Origin of the sequence: Mucilaginibacter sp. (assembly GCF_036383575.1) — a bacterium.
Lineage (GTDB): Bacteria > Bacteroidota > Bacteroidia > Sphingobacteriales > Sphingobacteriaceae > Mucilaginibacter.
Map to the genome: position 1 here is coordinate 1 of NZ_DASVOB010000378.1, position 12,538 is coordinate 12,538.

The window sequence follows — 12,538 nt, forward strand, 5'->3', positions numbered from 1 at the left end:
CCTGCGCAATATCCGGCGGATTACATAGCCTGCTTTATTACTCGCTGGCAATTGTCCGTCGGCGATAGCGAAGCTTATAGCGCGGATATGATCAGCCAGTACGCGCATAGCTACAGCATCATTCCAATCAGCATCGTCGGGTTTGGCAGCGCTGTTATATTTCTTGCCCGATTTTTCGGCAATGAACTGGATCATCGGCTGAAAAACATCGGTATCATAGTTGGATGTTTTACCCTGTAACACACGTACCAGGCGTTCAAAGCCCATCCCGGTATCCACATGTTTATTAGGGAGTGGTTGCAATACGCCACCTTTAAGGCGGTTAAACTGCATAAATACGTCATTCCAGATCTCGATAACCTGGTCATGATCGGCATTTACCAATGTGGCTCCGCTCACTTCGGCACGCTCGTTATCCGGGCGGCTGTCAAAATGAATTTCTGAACAGGGACCACATGGGCCGGTTTCGCCCATTTCCCAAAAGTTCTCTTTTTTGTTGCCGCGGAGGATGTGGTCTTCAGCTACATACTGTTTCCATAGTTCGTAGGTTTCGGTATCGGCTTCAAGGCCCTCTTTTTCGTCGCCTTCAAAATAGGTAACATACAGGCGGTCTTTAGGCAGCTTATACACTTCGGTAAGCAGCTCCCAGCTCCAGGCAATGGCTTCTTTTTTAAAGTAGTCGCCAAAACTCCAGTTGCCCAGCATCTCAAACATGGTGTGGTGATAGGTATCGATACCTACCTCTTCCAGATCGTTATGCTTGCCCGATACACGTAAACAACGCTGCGTATCCGCTACGCGGGAGGCCTTGGGCGCCGCCTCGCCTAAAAATATATCTTTAAACTGGTTCATCCCCGCGTTGGTGAACATCAGGGTTGGATCGTTTTTAATCACAATTGGTGCCGAAGGAACGATGGTATGTCCCTTTGAAACAAAAAAATCAAGAAAAGCCTGTCGTATTTCAGTAGCAGTCATAGGGAGCAAAGGTAAATAATAGTCCGGAAGTCAGAAAGTCCGGAAGTCGGAAAGTGATTTGTTATTTAAGATATCTGATACTCAACCCATAAGTTAAAATTTTAACACACCGTTAAACTTTTAACTTATGACGATGTCAGAATAAATATATTTATAACTATCGACTATTACATATTAACCTATTTTTGCAATCTATCACAAATTATTATGAAATTTTCCTACAAACCTATCCTTCTATTATTTACTATTACCAGTATCACGGGTCTATCCTGCAAAAAAGACTACCAAACCAGCAATTCAACAAACACTTTCCCAAAAACATTTCAATACCAGGGAGTAACGCTATCGACCGAAAGGGTATTCACCTACCAGGGCGAAGTCACCGACCCTGCTATTAAAGCCAAAGCTATTACATCAACAGGCCTTAACCTGATATCACATCCCATCTCAACGAAGCAAAATGACATTGCATTTACATCACCAAAAACAATTCAAATTGCAGCCGATCATTATCATTCGATATCATCAGCTGGTGGTAAACAAGCTTTTTTTAATGATGTAGATTCGGAGATTTCATTAGATAATGGAGATGATGTCAGAGCCAAATTTTCGCCTTTTTATAAATATATGAACATAGTGAATGACAATAATAAATATTCATACCGTAGTTCACTGATTGTTAATAGTGACAATTCGGAAGCTAAAATCAACGGACTTGATATTTGCTTTCTACATAGGGATCCCGTAACCAACAAGCTTATCGGCAAGTATATGACCTCATCCTCAAATGAATTTAACCTTCCTGGAATAAATATGGCGCTCGACAAAAATGACACCATTGCCATAAGAGAGTTTACCAGCAATTACTTGATAAAAAAGTAAACAACATATTTTCCTGTCCCTTCAAGGCCTCTCGCGGGGCGCCTGTGGGGACAGCAATTTTCGATTTCGGATTTATTTATTAATTGAAGTCGATTTAACCCTCGTTCGTCGATACATATTAATACAATTCCCCTTATTTGCTTTAAATTTGCATATGGAAACTTTAAGAGTAGACATTCAAAACGAACAGGAGAAACGAGTGCTCCTGGCATTTCTTGATAGTTTGGATTATAACTACCGCATTGATAATGAAAGCGATGCTGTGCTCGAGCAGCAAGCCAAAGAACTGGCCAGCCGTAAAGCCGATTTTTTAGCAGGCAAGGCTTCTTCATTGCCTTGGAGCGAAAGTAAATAGCTGCATAAAGCGCATCCCGGTATCGCCAGGAATACGTCAGCAGCGCCCTATTTAATCTGAATAAGACAGAAAATAAAAAGTCCGGATTTAGTTTCCGGACTTTTATTTTGCAATTATTTAGCTTTTTTTCTCCAGCAATATTTTCTGCGCATTGAAGCCTGACGAGGCGTCAATCGTCTCGGTAAGGAGCGGCCAGTTTTCTGCTTTTTCAAAATTATTATTGTAAACACGTGTTATCACAATAGTTACCATGTTACCGTTCACAGTAGCTTCTGATGAGAACGAACCTGTTTTGTTGGTTTTCTTTGTCGCTAACTCTTCCAAACCTTTGGCAACATACCCTGGTGGCACAGCAATACTAATAGTATATTTAAAACTGCGGGAACATGGCATATACACGTCAAATGTGCGTTTACGCTCCTTATCCTCCAATTTATAAAACGAACCTGCAAGTTTACCTGCATCAATAATATAGTTATTGCCTGCTTTTTTTACCAGGTTATCCAACACAAACGATTCGGAGTACTGAAAAACAGGGTTGCTGTTATCAAGACCGGCATTTATAATTTTACAATCGACCACCTGAGTTGGTTCCTGCTCATACTGGGCTTTTATTTCAGCCGTGAATTTTTTAACTGATTTAGATTGATCATCTGAAAATGCGTAGCTAAAGTCGTCACGCAGTTTTTTTGTTTCAGGATTTTCTGCCAGCCTTTTTTCCAGTTTGTCACTTTTTGACAATTCCATAAGGGTATTATCAATATCAATTACCGGCAACAAACCTAATTGATCATTGTGTCTCATAGAACCTGTTTGCTTAACCAACCTTTGTATCTTCAGCTTTTGCATGCTGGCCGGTAAAAGGGCTACTTTAATTTCCTCGTTAATGGTATTAACCGAAGCTGCCATTACCGGCAAAACTGCTGTTCCCTCCGTAAATGAGTATTTGGTGGCGCTTTCCCTCTTGGGGGTAAGTACAATCACTTTTTCGCCCTGGAAGCGCTGGGGGATCTCATTAAAATGAGTTGCTGCATCATCAAAGAACATATAAAGTGGCTTTGTATCGTTTATACGGATACATGCATCAAAATCACTATAATTAAAAATATTATCGAGCGTGTTAGCATTGCGCGAACTAACCAATAATACATCGTAATCGATTTTCAGATCATTTAAAACCATACTCATAATAATGGCATTAAACTTTGTAGCCATGTGGCGATAGTTGATCTCATCAACTTTGCCAATATCATCTTTCGAATAGCTTCCAAAAACCATTCCTTTTCTAATATTGTAAAGCACTTTCATTACACTATCAAGCGGTGCGGCTTTAATATTCTTTTTACCGTCGAAATATTTTTTCAGGCGATCAGTAACCTCACTGAAATAAGGAAGGTCCCGTTCTGTAAAAGAAGCCTCAAAAATTGATTTATTAGCTTGTAACCTATCAGCAGCGCTTTCGCCGGCTTTACCGCCTGAAACAAACTTTACGAAACCCATAGTATGTGAACTGCTGATCTCGATATAGGGAAACTGGCGAAATTTGGAAATCCAAAACTCACTTGGGTACTTGGCCTGGTCCCTGACCTTAAGGCTGTAGATCTGGTCGCCCGCGCTATTGGTACTGATATCAAACTGGGGTGCGCCATTTGCACAGATATGCTTTACAATATCTTTTTTGGCATACTGAAAATCATAGCTGCTGTATAAAACCGGGTATTCGCCAGCCAACACAAAAACAAGGTCGTTGTCGGCAAAGTTGTCGGTGCTTGCATTTTCGCTCACGTCAACGGTGCTTACATAATAATCAAGTATATCGCCAACCTGCAAATCAGATATGGCCAGTTTGCTCACCTGGTCTTTCTTTTCATTTTTGATCAGCACTTCTTCGCTTGTATTTACAATAACCTCCTTGCCCGTTGGCTTAATGATCTTGGCGCCAATATAGGTATCATGGGTCATCGAAAATTTAGCGCTCAAAATATGAACGCTTTCGTCAAGACGCTTTTGGTAAGATATAGTTGAAAAATCTTCAAGTGCCGATTTATCATTTATTTTAACCCGCTCATGAAAAGTGGTAAGCTTTAGCGTACGTGTGGTTGACGACGCTGTAATGATCATAAATTTAAATTTGTTGGTCTGTGACCTTTGCATACTGTATGATTTTGCAAAAACCACAGCACTTTCATTGCTTAAATTAGTCGGAACCTTTGTGGCGGCAAACTCAGGCACAGTTGTTCCCCACACGTCCTTTCGAATTTCGGCCGCCTTTTCAGCGTAGGTCTGGTTATTGTTTTGTGCACTTGCAGACCCAGTTAATAGTAAAAAGAAAAATAATAAACGTAGAGATTTTTTCATTGTGATACAGGTTTTATAACTAAGTTTTCGTTGTAAGCTTTGTTTAACAGTTCAATATCCTGGTTCCATTGTGCAAAATTTGATTTTGCAAGCAGCGTGTTTTTTATAAGCAATGTTTTTTTGTAAGTTAGTTTCCCCAGCGAACTAACATAGCTGATACGAAACTCATATCCGGGTTTTGATATGTTCAGATCGGGCGGGATGCTTGAAGCTTTGTAATTTTGCGGCAGTGTAAGTTCAACTTCGGTAATAATATGTTCTTTACCTGAAAACCAGTAATCATTTTTGCGATTATCGATAGCAATGGCCGCGTCTGAAAATTCCTTGCGGTTATCCATATCTATGTAATACTCTTTACCAAAAGCTGATATACCGCTTTTACGCTCAACATCATATACAGCTGTTAAATCCTTATCAGGATTACTTGTACTGCTTAATACAAGGTTGCTAATGACATAATCGGCGCTGCCGGCGGCAAGATAACGCTTGGTAACATCTTCAATGTTTTCGTGTTTAATGCTATTTAGCCCTGCCAAAACCCCTTCCTTATCCTCGCCTTTCCAAACATTGCTCACCTTACCAGCCAGGCTTGCACCAATAATATGAAGCTTACTTGTTTCACTGCTTAAATTTTGCCCCTGCGGCGCATATGGTATTTTACCAAGAATATATTTATCACCATCCTCCATTAAAACCTGCCGGCCTTGTACCCGCTCGGCGTATTCGTTAAAGCCTAAATAGGTTTCGGTAGCATCAAGATAATAGGTTTTGCCCTTGTAATTTAAAGCACATATCATATGATTATCAACCGCCATTGAAGGTGTCTGGTAATCATAGGCTAAATGTTTTGTGCCAAGCCAGCAAAGCCGGGCGTCATAACCAGCAGCTTCAAGCAACGCCTTTGTGAGGTTAGCCATGCCCTTACAATCACCATATTTTTTTCGGAGAACCTCGTCGGCTTTTTCAGGTTTAAAACCTGCCATGCCATCTTCAAAAGCTATGTACCTGATATTGTCCTGTACATAATAAAATATTGCTTTTATTTTATCAATATCGTTGGTTAATCCCGCGGTAAGTTCTTTAGTTTTTGCGCTCAGCAGGGATGGATCGCCGGCTATATCCTTCACCAACTCGCGGTACCAGGAATACTGATCGGCAAGGGTATTAAAATATGTAATTTGTTTACCACCTGCTGTGGCAGATTTGCACATGATGAGCAAATGAGGATATATATAAGTTGGACCCGGGCTATGCGGCTCTTTTTTCATTGCCGGGATATTACTAAAGATATAAGTTATGATATCTGCATCGCTGTTGCTATTGTATGTGGTGCTCTTTTTTATATTAAAGCCATTGAAGTTAAATTCTTTAATATCCAGCTTCATCCAGCGCGGAATTTCGATGGTAACTTCACCTTGTTGTACTGGCAACTCATCAGCAAAATAAATATTGGTAAAGTAGCGCGGATCGTTAAGCGTTTCTTCAAAAGTAACGCTCCCCGTACTTCCTTTTTTTGCCAGCTCGAGCGGAAAATAACACACCCGCTCATCCGAATAAAAAATATCGTCACTGCCGTAATAGGTGTATTCGGGCTTAAACCCCCGGGGCGTGCGACCGTCAACCTTGCAGGTGATATCATCAATGGAGATATTGTTGTTGTAGAATTCGGATACCGTGTAATTTACCTGATAAGCATTGCTGGTGTAGATACTATTGAGTTTCTGTTTTATCTCTACACGATTATTTTTGCTGTTCCAATTAAACCGAAATTCATTTTTTAAGGAGGTTACAGTTACAGCCGAATCAGCTTCAACAGCACTTAACTGCATAGCGCTCAACATACATAGGGTGTATGTTATCAATAGTTTAATAGTCATAAGGTTATTAGTCAATAAATATATTACTATTTTTTGATTTTATAAACAACCTATCAACCGCAGAGAAAAAATGCATTTTGAGAAACCAGGCCGGTTATGATTATTATACACATCAGGCCTCACAGAAAATTCCGATTTCGAAATCAAATAGATACATTTGTATTATGCCTTATAAAGAACGTGAAATAAGCAAGATGTACTACACCATGGGCGAGGTATCGGCCATGTTTGATGTTAATCAGTCGCTTATACGTTTTTACGAAAAGGAGTTCGATGTACTACAGCCCAAGAAAAACAAAAAGGGTAACCGCTATTTTACACCAGAAGACATCGAAAATTTCAAGATCATCTTCCACCTCATCCGTGATAAAGGTTATACTTTAAACGGCGCAAAGGATCATCTTAAAAACAATATGGGCGATACCAAGGATAACCAGCGCGTTATCGATTCGCTCGAAAACCTCAAAAAATTTCTGCTCGAGGTGCGCGACCAGTTGTAATCTTCTGCATAAAAACTATCTTTATTTTTGAAACACTATCAGGTTAACCTATAACCATGCTATCACCTGCAATAACAATTCCGGAACTACTATGATCGCTAACCACAAGGGCGAGATCCCGGTTGTTATTTTATTACTCCCTTTTTTATTGGGCATAAGTATTGGTATCAATTTCAGTTCGGGTACATATTTAATGCCTTTGGCGGTTAGTTTTACAAGCCTGCTGTTCCTGTTCCTCCTGCTTAATTTTTACTATACCCGCTTTAAGGTTTACAAAAAAAGATGGCTGGGCGGCATGATTATTCACTTTTCATTACTGCTCGCGGGCTGGATAGCTGCCATCAGCAATAATGAACTCAATAACAGCAGCCATTTCTCCAAACTCCCGGCACAAAGACTGCTGGTACGCATTAGTAATGAACCTCAGCTTAAAAACGGGCTCATCCGTTTTACGGCCAGCGTTGCTGCAAACATTAATCAAAACAAACCAGCCACATCCACCGGAACGCTGATGATCACCATAAAAGATAGCAGCGCGTTGCAACTTGCTTACGGCGATGAACTGCTCATCCCCGGCAAATTTGCTCCTATTGATCCTCCTTTTAACCCTGCCGAGTTCAACTATAAAAAATACCTTGCCCATCAAAACATATACTACCAGGAGTTTTTATACCCGGGCCGGTACCGGTTGCTTCAATCAAACACGGGTAATCCGCTTATAGCAAATGCATTGGCTTTAAGGCGGCAAATGGTTCAAAAACTAAAACAGCAACTGCATGATCCAAACGCTATTGCCGTAGCCTCTACACTAATATTAGGCTACAAAGCCGATTTAAGCGAAGATGTACTACAGGCCTATTCCAAAACGGGCACCATCCATGTGCTCTCGGTTTCGGGTGCGCATGTGGCTATCATTTGGGCTTTACTGGCATTTATGCTGCGTTTCCTAAACAGGTTCAGACATGGCAGGCTGATCAAGGCCATCATCATTATTCCCATCATCTGGTATTATGCCATGCTTACGGGGTTTTCGCCTGCAGTTTGCAGGGCAGCTGTGATGATCAGCACAGTTATCCTCGGTAAAACTTACAACAGGTATATCAATAATTTAAATATACTCGCAGTATCCGCCTTTATATTATTGCTGTATAACCCTTTGCTAATAACCGATGTAGGCTTTCAATTATCATATCTCGCCGTTGCCGGCCTGGTTATTTTACAGCCGGTGGTTTATGCGTGGTTTACTTTCAGCAATAAATGGATTGATAAACTGTGGGCCTTGTGTTCAGTATCTATTGCTGCACAAGTTATTACCTTTCCGCTAAGCGCCTTCTATTTTCACCAGTTTCCGGTTTATTTCCTGTTCAGCAATTTGTTCATTGTTATTCCTACATCTGTTATTATGTATAGCGGGATTTTTTATCTTTTGCTACCACAAATTCCTTATATATCCACCGCTCTCGCCTGGATCCTTGAAAAGTCGATCCTGTTCATGAACTATGTACTGGGCTGGGTTGAGCATTTGCCCTTTGCAAGTATTAGTAAAATATGGCAAACTACAACCGAGTACCTGCTGCTTTATGCCATTATCATATCTGTATTTTATTTTTTGTATGATAGAAAAGTATGGCTGCTGAGAACGGGGATTATATTGATATTTTTATTAGCCGTAAGCATCAGCATAAAAAGATATCGTTCGTATAGCACAAACAGCATCGCCTTTTTAAACCTGCGTAAAAACATGGGCATAGTATTTAAAAACGGCAACCAGGCTATTGTATTAAGTAATCTTGCCGATACAGACAAAAACTACAATTACTCCATACGGCCGTATCTGGATAGTTGCAAGATAAATGATGTTGTTTTATATAAACCAGACCAGGAGATCCGGTCGGGCTTTTTAAGGAAACATAACAACCTCGTCCAGTTCAGGAATCAATTTGTATCGATCATCAACAGAGAGTATACAGATACAACATCGGCAGAAAAACTAAAAACCGACTATCTATACATCACCGGAAGTCCTAAAATTCCGCTTGCAATTATTAATAAAAATCACGAATATCATACTATAATTATTGATGCCACAAATACCCCTAAAACTGTGCAGCTTATTGTAGACCAGGCCCGTGCCCTGCATGCTAATTATGTGGTTTTAAAACGTAACAAATCGTTCGTGGCGACATCTAATTAAAAAACACATTAAACTACTTATCTAAAAATTTGTCTTTTAATTATTAAAAATTAATTTGGCATTAAATCAAACTCAAAACATGAACATTAAAATTTTCAACGTTGCCTTAGGCCTTGCCCTTACCGCAACAGCTATCAGCGCAAATGCTCAAAAAGCTTACAAAGAAGGTGTTGTAACTATCTCAACGGCTATGCAGGGACAACAGGTTGAAGCTAAAAGTTATTTCCGTGCCGATTCTGCAGCTATGCAATTTACTACCGGTCCGGCTACTATTAAAATATTAACCGATGCCGACGGCAAATCATTAGCTGTTTTGGTTGATGTGCCGGTTGCTTCTATCAAGAAAGCAGCGATAGCCACTCCTGATGAAGTTGACCAGGCCCTGGCGTCACTACCTACACTTACTTTTGCTCCAGGCACCGAAACCAAAGTAATTTCGGGCTTTAACTGCAAGAAAGTAGTAGCTACAGATGCAAAAGCTAACAAAACTTATGATATCTGGGTAACTAACGATGTTACTGTACCTGTAACTGCTATTGCCAAATACTACCGCGCTATTGGTGGTTTCCCGGTACAATACACCTCATTTTCACAAGGCCAAAGCACCGAGGTTACTGTTAAAAGCATCACCGAGCAAAAAAATCCTGCCGGTATATTCGGTATCCCTGCTGATTTTGAAAAGATCACCCTGGATGACCTGAAAGCTATGAGCGGCGGCAGGTAATCAAAAACATTTCATTAACAATTCATTAAAGGTTCCTTAACATTGTAGCAAAATACTATTTTTGTTACCCCATGTTAAGGAACCTTTTCAGCTTTTTCAGATTTTTTGTCTTCTGGCTCGTCTTCTTCGCAATTACGAGGGCTACGTTTGAGATCTATTTTCTGCATAAGCTTGATAATGCCAGTATTGGCGAGATCCTGCAAACATTTTTATGGGGCTTAAGGCTTGATGCATCGGCAACAGCTTATATCTGTATCATCCCCATTGTTGTATTTGCCGTTAACTGGTTTATTCCAAAAGTTCAGATAAAACCCATCTGGCTAAAAGTATATGTTTGGTTTTGCCTGTTCTGCATCTCCTTAAACACCGTACTTAACTTCAATATTTTCCGCGAATGGGGCACCAAGGTTAGCTTCAGGGTGTTTACGTCCTTTTACCATGCCCCTTCAGAGGCCATTGCTTCAAGTGGCTCGTCACCGGTTGGGAAATGCATTTTTATTGGGTTGGCGTTACTGGCAGCAGGCGGCGTACTCTCCCATTTTATCATCAATTACCAATTTAAAAAACCTGATGCCCGGCCAAGCCTCAAAGTTTCACTTACTACCCTACTCCTGTTTGCAAACTTTGTACTGATGCGCGGTGGCCTGCAAGCCAAACCAATCAGCCAAAACTCTGCCTATTTCTCCGAAAAGCAGATCCTGAACCAAAGCGCCCTTAACACCGAATGGAACCTGTTTAACAATGTATTTGAAAATTTACGCCCGCTTTATAACCCTTATTTGTATGATCATCCGGATGAAGCTGCAAAAACGGTGGACGAACTATACAGTGTTAAGAATGATTCAACCTTGCAGATCCTTACAACCAGCCGGCCGAATGTGGTAATCATCCAGATGGAAAGCTATACTGCCGATGTAATTGAGTCGTTAGGCGGGGATAAAGGCGTAGCACCAAACTTTGAAAAGTTAATCCAAAACGGATTGTTCTTTAACAACATATATGCCTCTGGCGACCGTACCGACAAAGGCATTGTAGCCCTCATGAGCGGCTTCCCTTCACAGGCTATCCGTACCATCATCAGCGATACTGTTAAACATAAAAAGCTTCCGGCTATATCTGCGTCATTTAAAAATGCAGGTTATGAAACCGCCTATTTTTATGGTGGTAAAAGCAATTACATGAATTTTGATAAGTTCATGACCTCACACAGTGTTGATCATATTATAGACGAAGCCAGATTTGATAATACCCATACCAAAACACAATGGGGTGTTTATGACGATGACCTGCTTACCAGGAACCTGCAATATTCAGCCACGCAGCAGCAGCCGTTCTTTAATTATGTGCAAACATCAAGCAATCATGAGCCATTCACCTTACCGGTAAAACACCACTTTGCTGATGACGCCAATGGTGATCCGGCCAACAAATTCAGAAGCACAGCTTACTTTACCGATTCATGTATCAATGCTTATTTCGAACAGGCTAAAAAACAAAGCTGGTATAAAAACACGCTGTTTATTTTGGTAGCCGATCATGGTCACCGCCTACCCCGTAATACCGCCGAAGCTTATGATCCAACTAAATACCACATCCCGCTCTTGTTTTTTGGCGATGTGATCAAACCCGAATACCGCGGTAAAAAGATTAGCAAATTGGGCGGACAAACAGATGTTGCTGGTACCCTGTTGGCGCAATTAGGTATGCCGCATAACCAGTTTAAATGGTCGAAAGATTTATTGAATCCCGTCACTAAAGACTTTGCATTTTTCGACTGGGATAATGGTTTCTGTTTTATGCAATCGGGGCAAGCTGTATCTTATGATAATTCCGGCCGGACAATGATCTACAACAGCAAGCCAAATGCAGATGAAAAGAGCACAGAAGTTGCACTTGCCTATGGTAAGGCTTATTTGCAGCAGGTGTTTACGGAGTATATGGGGTATTGAAACGAAAGTGCAACTTGATTTAAGATTATATTAATTAAATTTGTAATAATCTTAATTGTAATATTACAAATATGCTTAGCGTACATCCACAATATATTACGGACGACAGAGGAAAAAAGCTTTCTGTAGTGCTTCCTATCGCCGAATTTAAAAGCATTATGGAAGAATTAGAAGAACTGGAAGATATCCGTTTATATGACGAAGCAAAAACTTCCGATACCGAACCAGGAATTTCGATGGAAGAAGCATTTAAACTGATAGAAAACAAACGCGGGCTGATAGATTAATGGCCTACAAAGTAATTATCAAAAAAAAGGCCATTAAAACTTTAGAAAGCATTAATGAGCCCTATTATTCAAATATAAAATTGGCCATTATTTCCTTAGCTGATAATCCTCGCCCGATAGGCTACATCAAATTAAAAGGGAGAGACGGCTATAGAATACGCGTTGCCGACTACCGCATCATTTACGAAATTCAGGACGACATTCTATTAGTGGAGATAATAGATTTAGGTCATCAAAAAAACATTTACGATTAACAAAAAAGACGCGTTTTCATGTCATTGCGAGGAGGAACGGCAAAGCAATCGCATGCTATACAGGGCGGATTTGCTTCCGTGCGATTGCTACGCTTATAATGACGTGCATGTAAAGCATTCATAATCAAGCTGCATTTTGGAGTGTAAGGCCGAGTTTTTGCGCTTCTTTTTGCAGACGAGCGA

Annotated in this window: 11 protein-coding genes; 8 read left to right on the forward strand and 3 right to left on the reverse strand. The window is 40.5% G+C overall.

The window, feature by feature from the left end:
• Positions 1–975 (reverse strand): alanine--tRNA ligase-related protein (locus VF500_RS13110; RefSeq protein WP_330860099.1); only part of this gene is annotated, 975 nt, incomplete at its 3' end.
• Positions 976–1,182: 207 nt separating this feature from the next.
• Here VF500_RS13110 and VF500_RS13115 point away from each other — a divergent pair.
• Together VF500_RS13115 and VF500_RS13120 are read left to right on the forward strand one after the other, a co-directional pair.
• Positions 1,183–1,857, forward strand: a complete 675-nt coding sequence (locus tag VF500_RS13115; RefSeq protein WP_330860100.1) for a hypothetical protein — start codon at positions 1,183–1,185, stop codon at positions 1,855–1,857.
• A 154-nt stretch (positions 1,858–2,011) separates the two neighbouring features.
• The gene (locus VF500_RS13120; protein WP_091210752.1) at positions 2,012–2,212 is read left to right on the forward strand and encodes an addiction module protein; all 201 of its coding nucleotides are present in this window, start codon (positions 2,012–2,014) and stop codon (positions 2,210–2,212) included.
• Positions 2,213–2,329: 117 nt separating this feature from the next.
• On the opposite strand, the gene VF500_RS13125 is transcribed toward VF500_RS13120, so the two are convergent.
• Both VF500_RS13125 and VF500_RS13130 read right to left on the reverse strand, forming a co-directional pair.
• The gene (locus VF500_RS13125) at positions 2,330–4,570 is read right to left on the reverse strand and encodes a hypothetical protein (RefSeq protein WP_330860101.1); all 2,241 of its coding nucleotides are present in this window, start codon (positions 4,568–4,570) and stop codon (positions 2,330–2,332) included.
• Entirely contained in the window at positions 4,567–6,447 is a 1,881-nt protein-coding gene (locus tag VF500_RS13130; protein WP_330860102.1) for a transglutaminase-like domain-containing protein, read from the reverse strand. Before VF500_RS13130 ends, VF500_RS13125 begins: the two co-directional genes overlap by 4 nt.
• A gap of 164 nt (positions 6,448–6,611) precedes the next feature.
• Here VF500_RS13130 and VF500_RS13135 point away from each other — a divergent pair, with 164 nt between their 5' ends.
• From VF500_RS13135 to VF500_RS13160, 6 genes are all read left to right on the forward strand, one after another.
• Positions 6,612–6,947, forward strand: coding sequence for a MerR family transcriptional regulator (locus tag VF500_RS13135; RefSeq protein ID WP_091210753.1), 336 nt, complete (start codon positions 6,612–6,614; stop codon positions 6,945–6,947).
• Positions 6,948–7,038: 91 nt separating this feature from the next.
• Entirely contained in the window at positions 7,039–9,141 is a 2,103-nt protein-coding gene (locus VF500_RS13140) for a ComEC/Rec2 family competence protein (protein WP_330860103.1), read from the forward strand.
• Positions 9,142–9,220: 79 nt separating this feature from the next.
• Complete coding sequence (locus tag VF500_RS13145) at positions 9,221–9,865, forward strand: hypothetical protein (protein ID WP_330860104.1); 645 nt, start codon at positions 9,221–9,223, stop codon at positions 9,863–9,865.
• A gap of 71 nt (positions 9,866–9,936) precedes the next feature.
• On the forward strand, positions 9,937–11,814 hold the full coding sequence (locus VF500_RS13150; RefSeq protein WP_330860105.1) for an LTA synthase family protein: 1,878 nt from the start codon (positions 9,937–9,939) through the stop codon (positions 11,812–11,814).
• 71 nt (positions 11,815–11,885) lie between these two features.
• Positions 11,886–12,101, forward strand: a complete 216-nt coding sequence (locus tag VF500_RS13155; protein ID WP_330860106.1) for a hypothetical protein — start codon at positions 11,886–11,888, stop codon at positions 12,099–12,101.
• Positions 12,101–12,355, forward strand: coding sequence for a type II toxin-antitoxin system RelE/ParE family toxin (locus tag VF500_RS13160; RefSeq protein WP_330860107.1), 255 nt, complete (start codon positions 12,101–12,103; stop codon positions 12,353–12,355). Before VF500_RS13155 ends, VF500_RS13160 begins: the two co-directional genes overlap by 1 nt.
• Positions 12,356–12,538 lie beyond the last annotated feature (183 nt).

Coding starts and splice junctions, on each gene's coding strand:
- VF500_RS13115 (WP_330860100.1), top strand. CDS start 1,183: ATGAAATTTTCCTACAAACCTATCCTTCTATTATTTACTATTACCAGT.
- VF500_RS13120 (WP_091210752.1), top strand. CDS start 2,012: ATGGAAACTTTAAGAGTAGACATTCAAAACGAACAGGAGAAACGAGTG.
- VF500_RS13125 (WP_330860101.1), bottom strand. CDS start 4,570: ATGAAAAAATCTCTACGTTTATTATTTTTCTTTTTACTATTAACTGGG.
- VF500_RS13130 (WP_330860102.1), bottom strand. CDS start 6,447: ATGACTATTAAACTATTGATAACATACACCCTATGTATGTTGAGCGCT.
- VF500_RS13135 (WP_091210753.1), top strand. CDS start 6,612: ATGCCTTATAAAGAACGTGAAATAAGCAAGATGTACTACACCATGGGC.
- VF500_RS13140 (WP_330860103.1), top strand. CDS start 7,039: ATGATCGCTAACCACAAGGGCGAGATCCCGGTTGTTATTTTATTACTC.
- VF500_RS13145 (WP_330860104.1), top strand. CDS start 9,221: ATGAACATTAAAATTTTCAACGTTGCCTTAGGCCTTGCCCTTACCGCA.
- VF500_RS13150 (WP_330860105.1), top strand. CDS start 9,937: ATGTTAAGGAACCTTTTCAGCTTTTTCAGATTTTTTGTCTTCTGGCTC.
- VF500_RS13155 (WP_330860106.1), top strand. CDS start 11,886: ATGCTTAGCGTACATCCACAATATATTACGGACGACAGAGGAAAAAAG.
- VF500_RS13160 (WP_330860107.1), top strand. CDS start 12,101: ATGGCCTACAAAGTAATTATCAAAAAAAAGGCCATTAAAACTTTAGAA.